The 20864-nt window shown below is 72.9% G+C and carries 18 protein-coding genes and 1 pseudogene; 4 read left to right on the forward strand and 15 right to left on the reverse strand.

Annotated features, from left to right (window positions below):
- Window positions 1-10 precede the first annotated feature (10 nt).
- Both ACWD0Y_RS17635 and ACWD0Y_RS17640 read left to right on the forward strand, forming a co-directional pair.
- Window positions 11-202, forward strand: a complete 192-nt coding sequence (locus ACWD0Y_RS17635) for a hypothetical protein (protein WP_450261249.1) — start codon at window positions 11-13, stop codon at window positions 200-202.
- Window positions 199-1518, forward strand: a complete 1320-nt coding sequence (locus ACWD0Y_RS17640; protein WP_450261250.1) for an MFS transporter — start codon at window positions 199-201, stop codon at window positions 1516-1518. Before ACWD0Y_RS17635 ends, ACWD0Y_RS17640 begins: the two co-directional genes overlap by 4 nt.
- On the opposite strand, the gene ACWD0Y_RS17645 is transcribed toward ACWD0Y_RS17640, so the two are convergent.
- The 15 genes from ACWD0Y_RS17645 to ACWD0Y_RS17715 all read right to left on the reverse strand — a co-directional run bounded on the left by ACWD0Y_RS17645 (window position 1445) and on the right by ACWD0Y_RS17715 (window position 19135).
- Entirely contained in the window at window positions 1445-2236 is a 792-nt protein-coding gene (locus ACWD0Y_RS17645) for a S16 family serine protease (protein ID WP_450261251.1), read from the reverse strand. The two genes, ACWD0Y_RS17640 and ACWD0Y_RS17645, sit on opposite strands and share 74 nt — an antisense overlap.
- Window positions 2237-2320: 84 nt before the next feature.
- Window positions 2321-2962 (reverse strand): IclR family transcriptional regulator, encoded by a 642-nt coding sequence (locus tag ACWD0Y_RS17650; RefSeq protein ID WP_093800639.1) that lies wholly within the window; start codon window positions 2960-2962, stop codon window positions 2321-2323.
- A gap of 322 nt (window positions 2963-3284) precedes the next feature.
- Window positions 3285-5066, reverse strand: a complete 1782-nt coding sequence (locus ACWD0Y_RS17655; protein WP_450261252.1) for a DEAD/DEAH box helicase — start codon at window positions 5064-5066, stop codon at window positions 3285-3287.
- Window positions 5067-5241: 175 nt separating this feature from the next.
- On the reverse strand, window positions 5242-6726 hold the full coding sequence (locus tag ACWD0Y_RS17660; protein ID WP_450261253.1) for an MFS transporter: 1485 nt from the start codon (window positions 6724-6726) through the stop codon (window positions 5242-5244).
- A 105-nt stretch (window positions 6727-6831) separates the two neighbouring features.
- Window positions 6832-8010, reverse strand: coding sequence for a lactonase family protein (locus ACWD0Y_RS17665; RefSeq protein ID WP_450261254.1), 1179 nt, complete (start codon window positions 8008-8010; stop codon window positions 6832-6834).
- Between the two features lie 113 nt (window positions 8011-8123).
- Window positions 8124-8261 (reverse strand): hypothetical protein, encoded by a 138-nt coding sequence (locus ACWD0Y_RS17670; protein ID WP_450261255.1) that lies wholly within the window; start codon window positions 8259-8261, stop codon window positions 8124-8126.
- 67 nt (window positions 8262-8328) lie between these two features.
- Window positions 8329-10644 (reverse strand): xanthine dehydrogenase family protein molybdopterin-binding subunit, encoded by a 2316-nt coding sequence (locus tag ACWD0Y_RS17675; protein WP_450261256.1) that lies wholly within the window; start codon window positions 10642-10644, stop codon window positions 8329-8331.
- Window positions 10641-12092, reverse strand: coding sequence for a 2Fe-2S iron-sulfur cluster-binding protein (locus ACWD0Y_RS17680; RefSeq protein ID WP_450261257.1), 1452 nt, complete (start codon window positions 12090-12092; stop codon window positions 10641-10643). The genes ACWD0Y_RS17675 and ACWD0Y_RS17680 overlap by 4 nt, the downstream gene beginning before the upstream one ends.
- Window positions 12089-12985, reverse strand: a complete 897-nt coding sequence (locus tag ACWD0Y_RS17685; protein ID WP_176710085.1) for an FAD binding domain-containing protein — start codon at window positions 12983-12985, stop codon at window positions 12089-12091. Before ACWD0Y_RS17685 ends, ACWD0Y_RS17680 begins: the two co-directional genes overlap by 4 nt.
- 288 nt (window positions 12986-13273) lie before the next feature.
- Window positions 13274-14932 (reverse strand): beta-N-acetylhexosaminidase, encoded by a 1659-nt coding sequence (locus ACWD0Y_RS17690; RefSeq protein ID WP_450261258.1) that lies wholly within the window; start codon window positions 14930-14932, stop codon window positions 13274-13276.
- Between the two features lie 4 nt (window positions 14933-14936).
- A complete protein-coding gene (locus ACWD0Y_RS17695) occupies window positions 14937-15770 on the reverse strand; it encodes a carbohydrate ABC transporter permease (RefSeq protein ID WP_093800633.1) in 834 nt (277 codons plus the stop codon).
- Window positions 15767-16660 (reverse strand): carbohydrate ABC transporter permease, encoded by an 894-nt coding sequence (locus ACWD0Y_RS17700; RefSeq protein ID WP_450261259.1) that lies wholly within the window; start codon window positions 16658-16660, stop codon window positions 15767-15769. Before ACWD0Y_RS17700 ends, ACWD0Y_RS17695 begins: the two co-directional genes overlap by 4 nt.
- Before the next feature lie 5 nt (window positions 16661-16665).
- On the reverse strand, window positions 16666-17970 hold the full coding sequence (locus ACWD0Y_RS17705; protein ID WP_450261260.1) for an extracellular solute-binding protein: 1305 nt from the start codon (window positions 17968-17970) through the stop codon (window positions 16666-16668).
- Window positions 17971-18205: 235 nt separating this feature from the next.
- On the reverse strand, window positions 18206-18508 hold the full coding sequence (locus ACWD0Y_RS17710) for a DUF3039 domain-containing protein (RefSeq protein WP_093800630.1): 303 nt from the start codon (window positions 18506-18508) through the stop codon (window positions 18206-18208).
- A 66-nt stretch (window positions 18509-18574) separates the two neighbouring features.
- Window positions 18575-19135 (reverse strand): YqgE/AlgH family protein, encoded by a 561-nt coding sequence (locus tag ACWD0Y_RS17715; protein ID WP_450261261.1) that lies wholly within the window; start codon window positions 19133-19135, stop codon window positions 18575-18577.
- 253 nt (window positions 19136-19388) lie between these two features.
- On the opposite strand from ACWD0Y_RS17715, the gene murA reads away from it, so the two are divergent.
- Window positions 19389-20729 (forward strand): UDP-N-acetylglucosamine 1-carboxyvinyltransferase, encoded by a 1341-nt coding sequence (gene murA, locus ACWD0Y_RS17720; RefSeq protein ID WP_450261262.1) that lies wholly within the window; start codon window positions 19389-19391, stop codon window positions 20727-20729.
- A 49-nt stretch (window positions 20730-20778) separates the two neighbouring features.
- Window positions 20779-20864, forward strand: a pseudogene (locus ACWD0Y_RS17725) (hypothetical protein); the annotation flags it as partial.

A 20864-nucleotide genomic window follows, 5' to 3' on the forward strand; every position in this document is an offset into this window, starting at 1 on the left:
ACCGCCCGCCATGCACTCCGACATACACCTGCGGCTCCACCACCAGCGCGCCGCCGAACTGCGCGCCCGGGCCGCCGGGTACGCCCGTGTCCCCCGCCCCGCGCCGTCGCACCCCCTGCGCGCCCGCCTCGGCTGGACCATGGTCGAGCTGGGGCTGCGCCTCGCCCAGCAGCCCCCGGCCCGGCCTGCCCGTATCGCGTGAAGGCGCAGGGGCGGAAGAAACCCTTCGCGGCCGTCCTGGCCGCCAACACCGTCTCCACAGCGGGCACTTCGCTCACGATGATCGGCGTCCCGTGGTTCGTGCTCGACACCACGGGCAGCGCCGGCCGGGCCGGTGTGGTCGCCTTCTGCGCGACGCTGCCGGTCGTCGTCGCCGCGCTCGTCGGCGGTCCCTTCATCGACCGGATCGGCCGCCGCCGGGTCTCCGTCGCCTCCGACCTGGTGTGCGGCCTCGCCGTCGGCGCGATCCCGCTGCTGCACTGGGCCGGCGCGCTGGAGTTCTGGATGCTGTGCGCGCTGATGGCGGCCGGCGGCTTCGCCCATACGCCCGGCACGACCGCCCGTTACGTCCTCCTCCCCGACCTCGCCGCCCACGCCGGCACCACCCTCACCCGCGCCGCCGGCCTCTTCGAGGGCGTCTCGCGCGGGGCCCGCATGATCGGCGCCGCGCTCGCGGGCGTACTGATCGCGGTGCTCGGCGCCGAGGCGGTGCTGCTGCTCGACGCGGCGACGTTCGCGGTGTCGGCGCTGCTGGTCGCGGCGGGGGTGCGGGGCGTACGGGCGGCCGAGCCGCAGAAGGCGGCGCCGGTGTCGTTCACGACGTACCGCACGGAACTGCGCGAGGGGTACGTCTTCCTCCTGCGCCGGCGGCTCCTGCTGGCCGTGGTCCTGATGGTGATGCTCACCAACGGCCTCGACCAGGGCTGGAGTTCGGTCCTCCTGCCCGTCCACGCCCAGGGCGACCCGGGCGGCGCGGCCGTCCTGGGCATGCTCGCCGCGGTCTTCGGCGGGGCGGCGCTGCTCGGCGCCCTGCTCTACGGGGCGGTCGGCGAGCGCTTCCCGCGCCGGGTGGTCTTCACCGTCGCGTTCCTGCTCTGCGGACTGCCGCGCTTCGCCGTCGCCGCGCTGGTGGACGGGACGGCGGCGCTGGCCGTGACGATGGCGGTCGGCGGTCTGGCCGCCGGGATGCTCAACCCGATCCTGACGACGGTGACGTACGAACGCGTCCCCCAGGAACTGCGCAGCCGCGTCGGCGGCGTGTCCACGGCCGGCTGCGAGCTGACCATGCCGCTGGGCGGCCTCGCGGCGGGGCTGCTGGTCGAGGAGGCGGGGCTCGTGACGGCGCTGCTGGTGTTCGGCGGGGCGTACTTCCTGGCGACGCTGAGCCCGGTGGTCTTCCCGTCCTGGCGGACGATGGACGACGTACCGCCCGTACAGGCGCCCGCTAGCAGCTCGGAACCTTCCCGCTCTTCTTCTCCAGCGCCACCAGCGCCCGCACCGCGTCCTTCAGCGTCGTGACGGGCACCAGGCGCAGCCCTTCGGGCTTCTCCGCCCGGGCCTGCGAGCACTCCTCCTCCGGTACGAGGAACACCGTCGCCCCGTCGCGCCGGGCCGCCTGCGTCTTGAGCGGCACGCCGCCGACCGGGCCCACGTCGCCGTCGGAAGTGATCGTGCCCGTACCGGCGATGGTGCGGCCGCCGGTGAGGTCGCCGCCCGAGCCGTCGCCGTCCAGCTTGTCGACGATGCCGAGGGAGAAGAGCAGCCCGGCGCTGGGGCCGCCGATGTCGGCGAGGTTGAGGTCCACCTTCACCTGGTCGGGGCTCTTGCCGAGGTAGTCGAGCGCCGCGTCGACGGCGGTCTCCTGCGACTGCTCCATCTCCGCGACGTTGTGCTTCTCGACCTCGGCGTCGGTGTCGCCGGACGGGTAGACCGCCTCCTTGGGCATGACGGCCCGGTCGGTCCTGAACCACGCGTCGACGACCTGTCCCAGGTCGATGTCGACGGACGGCCCCGTCGCCACGATCGTCGTCATCCGCAGCTCTCCGGCGGTCTCGCGCACCGGCGCGCCGGTGATGGTGATCACCGGTTCGCCCTTGTCCGCACCGAGCACGTTCGCGGTGCTGCCGGGCTGCGCGAGGACGTACGGCAGCGGCGCGAAGGCGGCCACGGCGAAGAGCGCGAGCGCGGGGGCCCCGCAAAGGGCGAGGACACGGGGGCGGGAGAGACGTGAGAGCACGTCCCCAATCTAGTGGGCGCGCGCCCCTCTCCCCCGTGCACCCCTCGCACCGCTTCGCGGCCTCCGGGCCGCCGGGCGGCCCCCTCACCTCAGCGCGTCGGCGACCTCACGGGCGGCGTCGACCACGCGCGGCCCCACCCGCTCGGGAACGGAGTCGGCGAGCATGACGACACCGACGCTGCCCTCGAGGCCGGTGATGCCGACCAGGGGCGCCGCCGCGCCACTGGCGCCGGCCTCCAGTTCGCCGTGGGTGAGGGTGAAACCGCCGTCCCCCAGGGCGCCCTGGCGGGCGGCGAGGATGGCCCGGCCGGCCGCCCCCCGGTCGAGGGGGTGGCGGAACCCCGTGCGGTACGCCACGTGGTAGTCGGTCCACGTCGGCTCGACGACCGCGACCGCGAGGGCCTCGGCGCCGTCGACCAGCGTCAGGTGCGCCGTGGCCCCTATGTCCTCGGCGAGGGAGCGCAGCGCGGGCAGCGCGGCTTCCCGTACGAGCGGATGGACCTGCCGGCCCAGGCGGAGCACGCCGAGGCCGACGCGGGCGCGGCCGCCCAGGTCGCGGCGTATCAGCGCGTGCTGCTCGAGGGTGGCGAGCAGGCGGTAGACGACCGTGCGGTTCACCCCGAGTTTGTTGGACAACTCGGTGACGGTCAGCCCGTGGTCGGTGTCGGCAAGCAGTTTGAGGACACGTAGTCCCCGGTCGAGCGTCTGGGAAGTCTCCGCGGTCACGACGCCCACTCCTCTGTGGTGAGTGCGGCGGCTCTCCGACGGGTGCGCCGCCGGTCCCGTCGACGTCGCGCGCAGAGGCCGCCGGCAGGCCATGGCACCGGCTGCGCTCCGCGGCGGCTCTGCCACGGGGCGTATGCGTTGCGGGAAAGGTAGCGATCGACTCCGCTCAGCGGAAGGCCTCGTCCAGAATCCGGGCGCGTGAAGGCACTTGATCCGCATTCGACCGAATCCGTGTTCTTCCCGGGCCGGCGGGTCCCGCCCCCGGAACGGACAGGGCCCGGAGAAGCGTCTCCGGGCCCCGCGCGTCACCTCCCGGCGGGCGTCACCGCATGCGGGTGGCCCACTCCTGGACCTTCTTGATGCGGTCCTGGAGCTGCCCGGCCGTGGCCTCGGCGCTCGGCGGACCGCCGCAGACCCTGCGCAGCTCGGTGTGGATGACGCCGTGCGGCTTGCCGCTCTGGTGGACGTACGCGCCGACCATCGTGTTGAGCGACTTGCGCAGCTCCAGCAGCTGTTTGTGCGTCACCACGGGACGCGCCTCGGCCGGCTTCTCCAGCAGGTCGGCCTCCGCGGCCGGCTTCTGGCGGCTGTGCGCGATCTGCCGGGACTGCCGCTTCTGGAGGAGGAGCTGCACCTGGTCGGGCTCCAGCAGTCCGGGGATACCGAGGTAGTCCTGCTCCTCCTCGCTCCCCGGGTGGGCCTGCATGCCGAACTCGGCGCCGTCGTACAGCACCCGGTCGAAGACGGCGTCGGACTCCAGGGCCTCGAAGGGCAGCTGCTCCTCGGTCTCCTCGTCCTCCGGCTTCTCGGCGTCGGCGAGGAGCTTGTCCTCCTCGGCGAACGGGTTCTCGTCCTCGCCGCCCTTCTTGGGCTTGTCGAGGACGTGGTCCCGCTCGACCTCCATCTCGTTGGCGAATTCGAGGAGCATCGGGATCGTGGGAACGAACACGGACGCGGTCTCGCCGCGCCTGCGCGATCGTACGAAGCGCCCGACGGCCTGGGCGAAGAAGAGCGGCGTGGAGATCGTCGTCGCGTACACGCCGACCGCCAGGCGCGGTACGTCGACGCCTTCCGACACCATGCGGACCGCGACCATCCAGCGGGACTCGTCCGCGCTGAACTGGTCGATCTTCTTCGAGGCGGCCTTCTCGTCGGACAGGACGACGGTCGGCCGGTCACCGGTGATCCTCTTCAGGATCTTGGCGTACTCGCGGGCGCTTTCCTGGTCGGTGGCGATGACGAGCCCGCCGGCGTCCGGGATGCCCTTGCGCACCTCGGTCAGCCGCTTGTCGGCGGCCGCGAGGACGTTCGGGATCCACTCCCCCGTCGGCGAGAGCGCCGTGCGCCAGGCCTGCCCGATGGCGTCCCTGGTCATCGGCTCGCCGAGCCGGGCGGCGATCTCGTCACCGGCCTTGGTGCGCCAGCGCATGTTGCCGCTGTAGGAGAGGAAGATGACGGGCCGGACGACACCGTCGGCCAGGGCGTTGCCGTAGCCGTAGGTGTAGTCGGCGGAGGACCGCCGGATGCCGTCGTTGCCTTCCTCGTACGCGACGAAGGGGATGGGGTTGGTGTCCGACCGGAAGGGCGTGCCGGTCAGGGCCAGACGCCGGGTCGCCGGGTCGAACGCCTCCTGGCAGGCCTCGCCCCAGGACTTCGAGTCACCGGCGTGGTGGATCTCGTCGAGGATCACCAGCGTCTTGCGCTGCTCGCAGCGGTTGCGGTGCAGCATGGGGCGTACGCCGACACCGGCATAGGTGACGGCGACCCCGTGGTACTCCTTGCTGAGCGGACCGGCGCTGTAGTCGGGGTCGAGCCTGATGCCTATCCGGGCGGCGGCCTCCGCCCACTGCTTCTTGAGGTGCTCGGTCGGCGCGACCACCGTGATCTGCTGCACGACGTGGTGGTGCAGCAGCCACGAGGCGAGCGTCAGCGCGAAGGTCGTCTTGCCCGCGCCGGGGGTGGCGACCGCGAGGAAGTCGCGCGGCTGGTCCTGGATGTACTTCTCCAGCGCCCCCTGCTGCCAGGCACGCAGCTTGTTGGCGGTGCCCCAGGGGGCGCGGCCGGGGAAGGCGGGTGAGAGGTGGTGGGAGGCGGTAGTAGTCACGGTCTCCGGTTCGGGGCGCTCGGGTACGTGGCGGGACGGTCGCCGAAGGGTCGTACGACAACCGGGCCACCTTACCGGCGGGTCGCCCGGCCTCACGTATGAACGTCGCCGCACCACCCGCCGTTGGGACCCACCTCACACGAGCGCGCGAAGCCCTTCCCCGGCGGCCGCCGGTTCACGCGTCCCGTGTCCGCAGCCTGGTCGCCACCCACGCCCCCGCCAGCGCCACCCCCGCCATCGGCAGGAACACCGCCGCGAAGGCCGCCGGGTGGGAGGCGGTGGCGGTGGAGGCCGCGGTGTGGGCGGAGCCCACCGCGCCGCCGCCCAGCGCCGCGAAGACCGCGCCGCCGACCGCGAGGAGCATGACGTTGGAGAGGCCGTCGGAGATCTGGAGGGCGGCGGAGTTGGCGCCCGCCTCCTCGGGGGCCGAGAGCTTGAGCAGGAGCACGCTGGTCGAGGCGATGACCGTGCCCATGCCGAAGCAGCCGACGCCCCAGGCGACCGCGACCACCCACACCGGGACGGCGGTGATCAGCACGCTGGGCGCGGTCGCGATCGCCGCGGCGACCAGGACCATGCCCCCGGACACCATCCGTTCCCGGTACGGCTCCATGCGCGGCCGCGACTGGACGTACGAACCGAGCGCCCACGTCGCGCCGCCGACCGCGAGCGAGAGCCCGGCCGCCGTCGGGGACAGCCCGCGCTGGGTGACCAGCATCAGCGGTACGAAGGACTCCGCCGCGATGAACGACCCGGCCGCGACGCCGCGCAGCAGCACCACCGAGGGCAGCCCGCGCGCCGCCCGGTAGGTGCCGCGCGGCAGCAGCCCGAGGACGGCCGGCACGAGCAGCGCGCCGCCCACCGCCGCCGGGAGCAGCGCGAGCCACCGCGCGCCCTGGACAGACGCGGCCTGACCGGCGTACTGGAGCAGCCCGGCGCCCAGCGAGATGCCGAGCGCGAGGCGGATCCGGCGGCGGTCGAAGGCCGGGGCGGGGGCGCCCGCCCCGGCGGGGCCGGCCGCCGTGCGGCGTATCGCGGGCAGGGCGAGCGCGAGCGGGAAGACGACCAGGACGGGGATGCCGACGAAGACCCAGCGCCAGCCGAGGTGCTCGGTGACCGTCCCGGACACGAGCGGACCCACCACGGAGGGCACGACCCAGCTCGCGGCGAACGCGGCCAGGATCGCGGGCTGGAGCCGCGCCGGGTAGGCGCGGCTGACGACGACGTACAGGGCGACGATCACGAGTCCGCCGCCGAGCCCCTGGACCGCCCGGCCGAGGATGAACAGCCACATCGCGTCCGCCGTGCCGGAGAGCAGCAGTCCGGCGGCGAAGGCGCTGATGCCGGTGGCGAGGGGGGCGAGGGGGCCGCTGCGGTCGGCCCACTGGCCGGACAGCACCATGGCGAAGAGGCTGGTGGTGAAGTAGGAGGAGAAGGCGAAGGCGTAGAGGGAGACGCCGTTCAGCTCGCGGGCGGCGACGGGCATGGCCGTGCCGACGGCGGTCGCCTCGAAGGCGATCAGCAGGACGACGGCGATGATGCCGATGCTGAGCGCGCGGTGGGCGCTGCCGAGAACACCGCTCCGGTCGGCGGCGGGTACGCCGGGGGTCCCGGCGGCTTCGGGCGCGACCTCGGCGTCGCGCGGTTCCAGGGCGGTCATTCGCTCAGGGTAAGGGGCGTACCGGCGCATGAACCCTGTCGTCGGGGCGGTCCGCGCTCGGCCTTTGGTCGTACGTCCGCCGCCCCGGGCCGGGACCGGCCGGCCCTACACCGGCAGCACGCACACCGGAACCGGCGCCGTCAGCACCGCGCCCGCCGGCGACAGCCGGCCCGTGCCCCGGTCCACGCGGAACACGGCGACCGTGCCGGACTTCTGGTTGGCGGCGAACAGCAGCGTGCCGGACGGGTCGAGCGTGATGTGCCGGGGGTACGAACCTCCGGACGGCGTGGCGGACAGCGGCCGCAGCGCCGCGCCGCCGCGTTCGACGGCGAAGGCGGCGATGCTGTCGTGGCCCCGGTTGGAGACGTACACGAACCGTCCGTCGGGCGAGACCAGCACCCCTGCCGGGTAGTTGCGCCCGGTGAGCCCGGTGCCGGGCGGGAGCGTCGGCTGGGGGGCGCCGGGGGTCAGGGTCCCGGCGCGCCGGTCGTAGCCGCACACGACCAGCGTGCTGTCCAGCTCGTTGACGACGTACGCGTGCCGGCCGGAAGGGTGGAAGGCGAGGTGTCTCGGCCCGGCGCCCGGCCTCATCGCGGCGCGTCCCCGCTCCTCCAGGCGGCCGGTGCGCGGGTCGAGCCGGTAGGTGTGGACGGAGTCCGTGCCCAGGTCGACGGCGACGACGTACCGTCCGCCGGGATCGGTGACCACCATGTGCGCGTGCGGGCCCTCCTGCCGCTCGGGATCGGGCCCGGACCCGGTGTGCTGTACGACGTCGGTGGCTTCGCCCAGCACGCCGCCGCGCCCGACGGGGTGCACGCAGACGCTGCCGCCGGTGTAGTTCGCGGTCAGCAGGAACCGCCCGCCGGGATGCACGGAGAGGTGGCAGGGGTCGGCGCCGCCGGTGGCGCGGGCGCGCCCCAGCACCTCGGGCGCCCCGGCCCCGACGCGCACGGCGGTGACGGCGCCCTGGGCGCGCTCGTCGACGGCGTAGAGGGTGCGGCGGTCGGGCGAGAGCGCGAGGAAGGAAGGGTTCTGCACGCCCGCGAGCACCCCGGTGGAGGCCAGCTCTCCACTGCGCGGCCGGTAGGAGGCGAGCCCGATGCCGGTGCCGCCGCCGGGCTGGGTGGTGTACGTACCGAGGTAGGCGCGACGCGTCGCCCGGGCGGCCTGCGCGCTGGCGGGCACCGCCAGTGCGGCGGCACCGGCACCGGCCAGCACACCGAACCGCCGCCGGGTCATGCCCGTGCCGGTGTCCGCGCCCGTCGCCGTACGCACGTCGCTCATGGAAGCCCTCACGCTCTCAGCTCGCCGGTCGTTCTTCGTCAGCCGCGCAGCGGTCGCGGTCGATGGTGTCCCGCACCACCGCGCGGAGGCAAGGCCCGCGCACACCCGTTCGCTCACCGCCCTCCGGCCGCGACGGCGCGCACGTCGGCGGCGCGCGGCAGGCGCCCGGTGAGCGCCTGCGCGGCGGTGGACCTGCCCGCGGCCCCGGCACCGGTGACCGGGGCGACGGCGGGACCGGGCGCTTCGTCCATGGACCGGCCCTGGTGTCAGGGCGTCCGGGCGCCACCGGGAAGGACGCGGCCCGCCCGGCCCGCCCGGCTACGGACCGGGAACGGCGACCGCCGCCTGGGGGCGGATCGGCAGGCGGTTGACCGGGCGGCCCGTGGCCGCCCGGACCGCCGAGGCGACCGCCGCCGGGGACGTGACCACCGGGACCGCGCTGACCGGCTTCGCGCCGAAGGGGGCGACCACGTCGCGCTCCTCCACCAGCTTGACGATGCGGATGTCCGGGGTGTCCAGGGACGTCGGGAGCGCGTAGTGGGTGAGGTCGGGGTGGCGGATCAGGCCCCGCGGGGTGCGGAGGTTCTCCGTCAGGGCCGCGCCCACGCCCTGCGTGACGCCCGCCTCGATGCGGGTGGCCAGCTGGGCCGGGTTGAGGATGCGGCCCACGTCCTGGGCCACCGCCATCTCCACCACCCGGACCGATCCCAGCTCGATGTCCACGTCCACGGTCGCGCGGATCGCGCAGAAGGCCAGCCCCACGAAGGCGTCGCCCTGGCCCGTGTCGTCGAGCGGTTCGGTGGGGTGGGGGCGGCACTGGGCCGTGGCCCAGAGCTCCTTGCCCTCCATCGCCTCCGCCACCGTGGTGGAGAGGACCCCGTCGTACGAGGTGATCTTGCCGTCGGCGATCTGCAGCAGCTCGGTCGACATGCCGAACTGGTGGGCCAGCGGCTGGAGGAGCTGCGTGCGGACCATCTTCGCCGCGCGTTCCACCGCCCCGCCCGACACCCACGTGTGGCGGCCGTGCGTCGCCGGGCCCGCCGGGGGCTGGTCCGTGTCGACCGACGCCACGTGGACCTCTTCGATGCCGAGGACCTCCTGGACGATCTGGCGGGCGAGCGTGGTGAAGCCCTGGCCGGTCTCGACCGCCGCGCAGATGACCGTGGCCACGCCGTCGTGGACCTTCACCGTCGCGGTGGAGACCTCGTCGGCGCCCTCCGCGCCCAGCATGTGCACCATGCCGACCGCGTAGCCGACCCCGCGGCGTACGGCGGCGGGGTCCCCCGCGCCCTCCGGGCCGCCCGGCAGCAGCCACTCGTCCTGGGGGGTGTCCTTGGGCAGCGTCGGCAGCGGGCAGTCCCGTACGGCGCGCAGGAGTTCGGCCACGGGGGCCGGGCAGGTCACCGTCTGGCCGGTGGGCAGCAGGTCGCCGGTGGCCAGCACGTTGCGCAGGCGCAGTTCCGCCGGGTCGATGCCCAGCTTCGCCGCGAGCTTGTCCATCTGGCCCTCGTACGCCGCGCACACCTGGAGGGCGCCCTCGCCGCGGACGTGGCCGGACGGGGGGTTGTTCGTGCGGACCGCCCAGCCCTCGATGAAGGCGTGCGGCACGACGTACGGGCCGCAGGCGAAGGCCACTGCCGCCGCGAGGGACTCGGAGGAGGCGTCGGCGTACGCGCCCGCGTCCAGGAGGATCTGGGCCTCCACCTTGACCAGGCGGCCCTCGGCGTCCGCGTGGTGGCGGTAGCGCAGGAGGGTCGGGTGGCGGTGGGCGTGGCCGAGGAAGGACTCCTCGCGGGTGGCGGCCAGCTTGACCGGGCAGCCGGTCTTGAGGGCGAGGAGGCCCAGCGGGATCTGGAAGCTGCCGTCCTCGCGGTCGCCGGTGGCGCCCGGGACGCCCGTGACGACGACCTTCACGCGCTCCTGCTCCAGGCCGAAGCAGGCGGCGGCGCGGTCGCGGTCGGTGTGCGGGTCGGTGGACGCCGTGTAGATCTCCACGCCGCCGTCGGGGCGCGGGACGGCCAGTCCGGCCTCGGCCCCGATGGGCGCCGGGTCCTGGCGGCCGATGCGGTACAGGCCCTCCACGATCACCTCGCCCGTGACCTCCGGGTCGCCGAAGCTGAGGGGGATGTGGCGGATGAGGTTGCCGTCGGGGTGGAGGGGGTCCGCCGCGAAGGCCTGTTCCGGGTCGGTGACCGGTTCGAGGAGCTCGTACTCGACCGCGATGGCCGCGGCGGCCAGACGGGCCGTGTCGGGGTGGTCGGCGGCCACCGCGGCGATCGCCTCGCCGTGGTGGCGGACGAGGCCGGAGGCGAAGACGGGGCGGTCGGCGACGCTGCGGCCGTGCGCGGAGTCGCCCGGCACGTCCTCGTGGGTGACCACGGCCCGTACGCCGGGCATCTCGGACGCGGCGGAGGTGTCGACCGAGACGATCCGGGCGTGGGCGTGCGGCGAGCGCAGCACCGCGGCCCAGAGCAGGCCCTCGGCCCACAGGTCGGACGCGTACGGGAACGTGCCCTCCGTCTTCGCGCGCGCGTCGGCCGGTGGAAGGGAAGCGCCGATGCCGTGGGTGGGCGGCTCGGGCCGGGTGCCGTCGACCGCCGGTGCGCCGGTCGCGGTGGCCGCGTCGTTGCTCACGCCATGCCTCCGTCGTGCGGGTGCTCGTGCGGGTGGGGCTGCTGGACACTGCCCGCGCCGGGGGGCGCCTGGTGCGGGATGCGGGCTTCCTCGGCCGCGGCGGTCGCCTCGCGCTCGGCGACGACCTCGCGTACGGCTTCGAGCACGCCCCGGTAGCCCGAGCAGCGGCAGAGGTTGCCGCAGAGTGCCTGGCGGGTCTCCAGCTCGGTGGGGGCGTGGTTGCCTTCGAGCAGGTCGTGGACGGTCATGGCCATGCCGGGTACGCAGAAACCGCACTGGACCGCGCCGCAGTTGGCGAGGGCCCGCTGGACGTCGGACGGCCGGCCGTCGGCGGCCAGGCCCTCGACCGTACGGACCTCGCTGCCGGCGGTGGTGGCGGCGGGGACGAGGCAGGAGGCGACGAGGCGGCCGTCGACCTGTACGGCGCAGGCGCCGCACTCGCCCTGGGAGCAGCCGTCCTTGGCGCCGGCGAGGCCGAGGCGCTCGCGCAGGACGTACAGGAGGGACTCGCCGATCCAGGCGTCGGTGACGGGGCGGTCCGCGCCGTTCACGTGCAGGACGTAGGAGGCGTGGGGGTGCTCGCTGTGGACGTCTTCCGGGGGGGCGTCGGGCGGGGCTGCGGTGCCGGGGCCGTGCGGGTCCGCGGAGGCGTGCGGGTCGGTGCCGGGGCCGGCGGAGGCGTCCGGGGCGTCGGGGCCGCCGCCGCCACGGGGCGTCTCCTCGGGCGCCGGATGTTCCGGTGCCGGGATTTCTTCGGGGTGGCCGTGTCCGGCGCCCTGCGGGGAGCGCTCCGGCGCGTCCTCTTCCGCCCCCGCGGGTTCCGCGGCGGCGCCGGTCGCGTCCTCCTGCGGCGGGTGGGGCTCGAAATCGTGCATCGGCCCGGGGGCCGCCCACGGGGCGGGGGCCCCGCCCGGGAGCGTCGGTCCGGCGTCGGCCGTGTCCGCCCAGGGGGCCGGCGCCCCGCCCGGCAGGGTGGCCGAAGGGTGCGCGCCGCCCCACTGGGACGCCAGCGCCGACATCGTGAACTCGCCCGACTCGTCCGGGAGCTCGCCGCCGGCCACCGGGACCGTCCACTGGCCGGTGAGTTCGGACGCGACCGGGGGCGTGGGCGCCGGGGCCGTGTCGAAGTTCCACCGGCCCGTGGCCCCCGGGTCGTGCGCGGGCACGCCCGTGCCCTCCGGCTCCGGCCACCGCATCTCGCCCGGCACCGACGGCGCGGCCCACGTGCCGGCCGCTCCCGGGTCGGCCGCCCCCGCGGCCTGCGGGGTGATGTGAGGCGGTACGTAGTCGTGTCCGGGCGCCGCCAGCGGGTCGCCGAAGTCCGGCATGCCCTCGGGCAGCTGCACGAACGCCGTGGCGTCCGCGTCGTACTCGCCGCCCTGCGGGGTCGGCTGCCAGGTGCCGGGGTGCGGAGGTCCCTGCGTCCCCGGGTTCTCGTTCTCGCTCACGACAGTGCCCTCCCCAGCGCTCGTCGGGCCAACGCGGCGACCGTGCGCCGCAGGTGCAGTACGGCGGGCGGCAGTGCGGCCGGTTCCGTCCCGTCCGCCGGCGGAGCCGGGTCCGGGATGCAGGCGGCCGCGACGTACTCGCCGAACGCGGCGCACGCCTCCGGCGCCAGCTTGCGGTCCGCGTCCCACTCGATCAGCGAGGCGATCCAGGCCTCCGCCTCCAGGGGCCGCAGCGGCATCGGCGCGATGGCGCCCACCGCGCACCGCACCTCGCGCCGCGCCGGGTCGAGGACCAGGGCGACGGACGCGGTCGCGCGGCCGGGGCCGGTGCGGCCGGTGGCCTTGAAGAAGACCTGCGGGGCGTGCAGCAACGGTACGCGCACGAAGCCGATCAGCTCGCCCGCGCCCAGCATGTCGCGGCCGGCGAGGAGGTGGGAGACGGGGGTCTCGCGGCGTGCGCCGCCCGGCCCCGCGATCACCAGCGTCGCTTCCATCGCGGCCAGCACGGGCAGGGTGTCGCCGGTGGGCGCGGCGGTGACGATGTTGCCGCCGAGCGTTCCCGCGTTGCGGATCTGAGGCGGTCCCGCGGCGCGCGCGGCCGCGGCGAGCGCCGGGATGAGGGCCGCGAAGTCCGGCCGCCCCATCCGGGCGTGCGTGAGACCGGCGCCGAGCAGCGCGTTCCCGTCCTGGTACTGCCAGCCCCGGATCTCGCTGATCCGGCCGAGCCCGACCAGGGCCGCGGGCCGCAGCTGCCCGGAGTTCACGGATGCCATCAGGTCCGTACCGCCCGCGACGGGCACGGCGGCAGGCATGGCGGTGAGTGCCGCCACGGCCTCGTCGAGCGAGGCCGGGAGCGTCACGGACTGCGCCGCCCGCGGTGCGTGCGTGGTCAACCCAGCTGCCCCTTCCCGGTGTCCCGGCTGTCCCGTCTGTTGCGCCGTACGGTACGTGCTCACAGCCCGGACGAGGCAACTCTGGCACATCCCGCGAACCGTCCGACGCGAGGGTCCACTAGGAACCCCTCCTCCCCGACCAGGGCATTCGCCCGCTTTCGTACTCCATTGGCGGTGAGTGCGAATTGCCACTCTTCAGCGACTCTCATGCGACTTACGACGTATGCCGAGCCGGGACCCCAACGGTCCCAGGCCCGGCACAGTGCGGCACTCCTCTTGCCTCGCGGCTCACACGTTTGGGGGCGTCCCCTCGATCGGACGTCCGAGAGCGGCGCTGTCGCCGCCGGGGGCCGGGCGCTTCTGCCAGGGCAACGGGCCGCCCGGTGGCCGGTAATCGACCCCCAGTGCGTCAAGCCGCCGGTAGTGCGCGGTCATCCGCGCCTCGAAACCGGCGAAGTCGCGCTCGGCTGGCGCCGGCAGGTCCGACCAGGCGACTTCGGCGAACGCGGCCAGGCGGGGGAACGTCTGGTAGTCGACGCGGCTCTGGTTCTCCATCACCTCGGTCCAGACGTTGGCCTGGGTGCCCAGGACGTGCCGTGCCTCTTCGGGTGCGAGTTCGGACGGTACGGGTTCGAAGCGGTAGACGTCCTCCAGCGTGCGCACGTAACCGATGGGCATCGGTTCGTCCGGGCCGCCGTGCTGGCGGTGGTCCAGGTACACCTGCTGCTCGGGGCACATGACGACGTCGTGGCCGGCCCGGGCGGCGGCGATCCCGCCCGCGTAGCCGCGCCAGGAGGAGACGGCGGCTCCCGGCGCGAGGCCGCCTTCGAGGATCTCGTCCCAGCCGATGAGGCGGCGGCCGCGGGCGGTGAGCCAGGTGTCGAAGTGGCGGACGAACCAGGACTGGAGTCCGTCCTCGTCGGCCAGGCCGAGTTCCTTGATGCGGGCCTGGGCGGCCGGGGACTGCCTCCACTGGTCCTTCAGCGCCTCGTCGCCGCCCACGTGGACGAAGGCGGAGGGGAAGAGTTCGAGGACTTCCTCGAACACGCCCTCGAAGAAGCGGAGGGTGTTGTCGGTGGGGGCGAGTACGTTCGGGTTGATGCCCCAGGTGTCCCAGACGGAGAGGGGGGTGTCGATGACGTCCGTGTTGCCGAGTTCCGGATATGCGGCGATGGCCGCCTGCGAATGGCCCGGAATGTCGATCTCGGGGACGACGGTGATATGCCGCTGCGCCGCGTACGCGACGATCTCGCGGATGTCGTCCTGCGTGTAGTAACCGCCGTGCGGTGTCTCCGTCCACAGGCCGGAGGCCCGGTGGCCGTATGTGGTGCGCGGCCGCCACGCGCCGGTCTCCGTCAGTTTCGGATGGCGCTTGATCTCGATGCGCCAGCCCTGGTCGTCGGTGAGGTGGAAGTGGAAGACGTTGAGCTTGTGCGCGGCGAGCAGGTCCAGGTAGCGCAGTACGCCGTCCTTGGGCATGAAGTGGCGTGCCACGTCGAGCATCAGGCCGCGCCAGGCGAAGCGCGGCCTGTCCTCGATGGCCACCATCGGTACGGACCACTGGCGGGCCGGGTCGACGGGCGCGCGCCGGAAGGCGTCCGGGCCGAGCAGCTGACGCAGTGTCTGGGCGCCCCAGAAGACGCCCGCCGGGCCGCCGCCCTCGATGAGGACGAGGTAGCCGTCGACGACCAGGCGGTAGCCCTCCGGGCCGAGTTCCTGTCCGGTCTCGGGGTCGATCCGCAGCTCGATGCGGTTGCCGTCGCGGCCGGCGTCGGTGCCGTCCGCCAGCGGCAGCCCGGTGGCGGCGCCCACCGTGGCGCGCAGCCAGTGGGCGACGCCCTCGGTGCCGGGGTGGGCGAACAGGGCGGTGTCACGGCCGAGGGGGTAGTGGCCCTGGGCGGGGGGTGCCCAGGCGGCGGCTCCGGGAGCCGGTACCAGATCGAGCATGGCGTCAGTCCTTAACCGCTCCGCCCAGTCCCGAGACCAGGCGTCGCTGTACGAGTACGAAGAAGACGAGCACCGGGACGGTCATCACCGTCGAGGCTGCCATGATCCCTCCCCAGTCGTTCTCCTCCGGTTTGAAGAAGACCAGCAATGCCATCGGAAGTGTCGACTGCGAGGTGTCACTGATGATGAAGGACTTGGCGAAGAGGAAGTCGTTCCAGGTCGAGATGAAGGAGAAGACGCTGGTCGCGACGAGCCCGGGGAAAACCAGCGGGAAAAGGATCTGCCACAGGAAACGGGAGCGGCTCGCGCCGTCGATGTACGCCGCCTCTTCCAGCGCCTCGGGAACGGCCTTCACGAATCCGCGCAGCATCCACACCGCGAAGGGCAGCGAGAAGGCGATGTGCGGCAGGATCAGCGAGCCGAGCGTGTTGAGCTGGCCGAAGTCCCTCATCAGGAAGAAGAGAGGGATCGTCAGTGCTTCGATCGGCACCATCTGGGCGACCAGGAACATGATCAGGAGGGTGGTGCGGAACTTGAAGCGGAAGCGGGTGACCGCTGTCGCCGCGAGAAAGGCGATCAGCGCGGAGGCGATCACGACCACCGACGCGACCAGCAGGCTGTTGAGGAAATAGCGGCCGAATTCCTGCTGTTCGAAGACGCGCCGGAACGAGTCGAGTGAGGGAGAGAGCGTCCACGGTCTGGCCTCCGTCGACTGGATCTCGCCCGCCGGTTTGAAGGCGGAAAGCACCATCCAGTAGAGGGGGAAGGCGACGGCCAGCGCGATCAGCAGCGCGGACGCCTCTGCGGCGAGGCGCCAGGGGCGGCGTACGAGACTCACAGTTCTTCTCCCTGACGTCGCAGCAGCCGCAGGTACACGAGCGTGACCGCGAGCAGGATCAGCAGCATGACGACGCCGATCGCCGAGCCCAGGCTGTACTGCGAGGACGCGAAGGCCTTCTGGTAGGCGTAGACGTTGAGGACGAGGTTCTGGCCGGCGATGCCGCCGCCGTTGGTCATGACGTAGATCTGGGTGAAGATCTTGAAGTCCCAGATCACCGACTGGATGGTGACGACCACCAGGATCGGCCGCAGCATCGGCGCCATGACCGACCGCCAGATCCGCCACTGCGAGGCCCCGTCGAGGGACGCCGCCTCCAGTACCTCTGCCGGGATCGCCCGGATGCCCGCGTAGACGGTCACCATCACGAACGGGAACGAGCACCAGACCACTTCGAGGAGTACGAGCGCGAAGGCGCTGTAGCGTCCGTACGTCCACGAGTGGTCGCCGAGCCCCAGCACCTTGTTGACGGGCCCGAAGTCCGGGTCGAAGAGAAACACCCAGACGGTGGACCCGGTGATCGCCGGGGTCGCCCACGCACCGAGCGCGGCCATCATCAGCGCGAGGCGCGGCACGGCCCGTACGCGCGTCAGCAGCACGGCCAGCGCGCAGCCGAGGGAGAGCGTCGCGAGGACGCAGGCGGCCGCGAAGACGACGGTCGCGAGGAGCACCTGCCAGAACTGCGGGTCGCCGAAGAGCGTGGTGTAGTTCCCCAGGCCCTTGAAGGAGGTCGGCTCACCGCCGCTGACCTGCGCCTGCGTGTACTCCAGGAAGGAGATCAGGCCGAGCTGGTAGATCGGGTAGACGAGCAGGCCGCCCAGGACGACCAGAGCAGGCGCGAGGTAGAGCCACGGCGTCCATCCGCTGCCGCGTCGTGCGATCGCGCTCATACCGCTCAACCCGCCGCTCCGAACGCGTCGTTCATCTTCTTCGCCGCGTCGCCGGAGGCCGCCGCCACGTCCTTGCGGCCGCTGACGATCTCCTGGAACATCGTCGGCAGGACCAGCGAGGAGTCGATCTGCGCCCAGCCCGGCGATGCCGGGGCCGCCTTGGCGCCCGCCGCGAGCGTCTCGATGAAGGGCTCGACGAACGGCTCCTTCTTCGCCGCCGTCTCGCGCACGTCGGTGTACGTCGGCAGGAAGCCCATCGCGTCGAAGAGCTCGCCCTGCGCCTTCTTCCCGGCCAGCTGCTTCATCAGGTCGACGGCGAGCGTGCGGTGCGAACTGCTCTTCAGTACGCCGAGGTTGTTGCCGCCCGCGAACGCCGGCGCGATCTCGCCCGCCTTCACGCCGGGCAGCGGCACCACCGCGTACTTGCCCTTCACCTTGCCCGCCTCGACGGCGGCGTGGCTGAAGTCGCCGCCGATCGCCATGCCCGCCTTGCCGGACGCGAAGGCGGTGACGGTGTCGTTGCCGCCCATCTCGGCGCACTTGGCGGCCGGGCAGTTGTCGGGGCCGAAGAGGGAGGTGTACGCCTTGATGCCCTTCCGGGCCGCGGGGCTGTCGATGGCGGAGGTGTACGTTCCGCCGCTCTCCTCGGCGAGTTCGCCGCCGTTGGCCCAGATGAAGGGCATCGCGCCGTACGTGTAGGCGCCGCCGACCGCGAGCCCGTACAGCTCCGGCTTCTCCTTGCGGATCTTCCGTGCGGCAGTGACGAGTTCGGCCTGCGACTTCGGCGGCTTCAGGCCCAGTTCCTCGAAGACGTCGGTGCGGTAGTACAGCGCGCGTACGCCGACGAAGAACGGGGCGCCGTACACCTTTCCGCCGACCGACACCGACTGCTTGGCGGCCGGGTCGGTGTCCTTGGCCTCGGCCCAGGCGCCGAACTCCTCGGTGATGTCGGCGAGTCCGCCGTCCTTGACGTAGCCGGCGGTGTCGGTGTTGCCGTACTCGATGAGGTCGGGGGCGCTCTCCGGGTCGTTGAAGGCGGCCTTGATCTTCTGGGCGCGGGTCTCGACCGGTATGTACTCGATCTCGACCTCGGCGTCCTTGTGCTGCGCGCGGAAGGCGTCGACGGCCCGGTCGACGACCTTCTGCTTGGGCGCGTTGCCGACCTCCTGGAAGAGCCAGACACGCAGCGTGCCGCTCTTCTCGTCCTTCTTCGCGCTGTTGTCGGAGGTCTGCGGGGCGCAGGCGGTGGCGGTCAGGCCGGCCAGCACGAGTGCGGCTGCCGGCGCGGCGATTCGGGCGGAGAACTTCATCCGGGACTCCTGTGAGTCGGCATTGCAACATGCGCAACGTCGGTTTCGCACTGCACAACAGGCAGGAGGCTAAAGGGAGCCCCACAGGGCCGACAAGAGGTCTGAACCACTTGGGCGCCGTCTCCACCACCTTGTGACCGGCGCGAGCACTCCGTGCAACGCGGACGGCCCCCGCGGCGCGCCGGTGCGCACCACGGGGGCCGTTCCCTTGCTCTTGTTCTACGGCTGCCGCGTACTACTTCTTTCCGCTGTTGTCCTTGCCGCCCTTGTCCTTGCCGCCGCCCGCGCCGAGATCCTCGAAGATCTCCTTGCACATGGGGCAGACCGGATACTTCTTCGGGTCACGGCCCGGGACCCAGACCTTGCCGCAGAGCGCCACGACGGGCGTACCGTCGAGTGCGCTCGCCATGATCTTGTCCTTCTGGACGTAATGGGCGTACCGCTCGTGGTCTCCATCGCCGCGCGAGGTCTGCGGCGTCGGCTCGACGAGGGTCCCCGTACCTGCCCCGCGCTCGGGCTCGGGCTCAAGAGTGCTCATGGCGTCCAAGGGTACCCACGCGCGCGGGTTCCCGGGAGCTTCGGCGGGCCGCCGGGGCCGGGCGGGTCAGTTGAGCGAGGGGTCGTCCGGGTACGTCGCGATCATCGCGAGCCTGCTGCGCTGTCTGCGCAGTACGGCCCGCCAGAGGCCCTCCGGCTCCGGCGACGACACGTCGCCGGGCTCCGACTCCACGACGTACCAGGCCCCGGCCCCGAGCTCCTCCTCCAGCTGCCCGGGGCCCCACCCCGAGTAGCCGGCGAAGATGCGCAGCGAGCCGAGCGCCGCCGCCAGGAGTTCCGGCGGGGCCTCCAGGTCGACCAGTCCGATCGCGCCGTGCACCCGCCGCCAGCCGAGCGGGCCCTCGTCGCCGGGGATCACCGCGACGCCGAGCGCGGAGTCGAGGGAGACCGGACCGCCCTGGAAGACGACGCCCGGTTCGCCCGCCAGGGGCGCCCAGGGCAGCAGGATGTCACCGACGCCCACCGGCGTCGGGCGGTTGAGGACCACGCCGAGCGAGCCCTCCTCGTCGTGGTCGAGGAGGAGCACCACCGCGCGGTCGAAATTCGGGTCCGCCAGGGCCGGGCTGGCCACCAGCAGCCGCCCTGTGAGAGAGGACACCTCCGTCATGGCAGACATGATCCCGCACATCGGCCCTCCGGGGGGAGCGGACGGCACTGCGCACACGTGCGCAGCTCAGGGCGTACGGCGGCAGCGGGAGCGCGCACCGGCGGAACGTCACCCTCCGCAGAGACCGCTGTGCGGAGCGTGTTGTGTCTGATTCATGACATGCAAGCACCCCCCTTGGCCTTATGGCACAGGGGTAGTCGCCCCTTACTCTTTTCTCTGGCCACCTGTCCGACAACACCGGAACGCGAGATCCATGACCGGCACTGAAGATGTACTGCTCGTCCACGGCGGCACCCCGCTCGAGGGCGAGATCCGCGTCCGCGGCGCGAAGAACCTGGTGCCGAAGGCGATGGTCGCCGCGCTCCTCGGCAGCGGTCCGAGCCGACTGCGCAACGTGCCCGACATCCGCGACGTGCGTGTCGTACGCGGACTGCTCCAGCTGCACGGCGTGACGGTCCGCCCCGGCGAGGAACCGGGCGAGCTGATCCTCGACCCGTCCCACGTCGAGTCCGCCAACGTTGCCGACATCGACGCGCACGCGGGATCCTCGCGCATCCCGATCCTCTTCTGCGGCCCGCTGCTGCACCGGCTCGGCCACGCCTTCATCCCGGGCCTGGGCGGCTGCGACATCGGCGGCCGGCCGATCGACTTCCACTTCGAGGTGCTCCGCCAGTTCGGCGCGACGATCGAGAAGCGGGCGGACGGCCAGTACCTGGAGGCCCCGCAGCGGCTGCGCGGCTGCAAGATCCGGCTGCCGTACCCGTCGGTCGGCTCGACGGAGCAGGTGCTGCTGACGGCCGTGCTGGCCGAGGGCGTCACCGAGCTGTCGAACGCCGCCGTGGAGCCGGAGATCGAGGACCTCATCTGCGTCCTGCAGAAGATGGGCGCGATCATCTCCATGGACACCGACCGGACCATCCGGATCACCGGTGTCGACTCGCTCGGCGGCTACACCCACCGCGCGCTCCCGGACCGCCTGGAGGCGGCCTCCTGGGCGTCCGCGGCGCTCGCCACCGAGGGCAACATCTACGTGCGCGGCGCGCAGCAGCGCTCGATGATGACCTTCCTCAACACGTACCGGAAGGTCGGCGGCGCGTTCGAGATCGACGACGAGGGCATCCGCTTCTGGCACCCGGGCGGCCCGCTCAACGCGATCGCCCTGGAGACCGACGTGCACCCCGGCTTCCAGACCGACTGGCAGCAGCCGCTGGTCGTCGCCCTGACGCAGGCGTCGGGCCTGTCCATCGTCCACGAGACGGTGTACGAGTCGCGCCTGGGCTTCACGTCTGCGCTGAACCAGATGGGCGCGCACATCCAGCTCTACCGCGAGTGCCTGGGCGGTTCGGACTGCCGCTTCGGCCAGCGCAACTTCCTGCACTCGGCGGTCGTCAGCGGCCCGACGAAGCTCCAGGGCGCGGATCTGGTCATCCCCGACCTGCGCGGCGGCTTCTCGTACCTGATCGCGGCCCTCGCGGCCCAGGGCACGTCCCGGGTCCACGGCATCGACCTGATCAACCGCGGCTACGAGAACTTCATGGACAAGCTCGTCGAGCTCGGCGCGAAGGTCGAGCTGCCGGGCGGCGCGCTCGTCTGAGGATTTGCCGAAAGTTTGCGTCACGCCGAAGGGGCGGCCACCCGGATCCGTCGAGATCTACGGCGGGACACTCATCAACACCTGGCTCGACAGGGACCTGTGCATCGCCGGACGCCTGACGCTGCGCGACGCCTC

This window comes from Streptomyces altiplanensis (assembly GCF_053591575.1).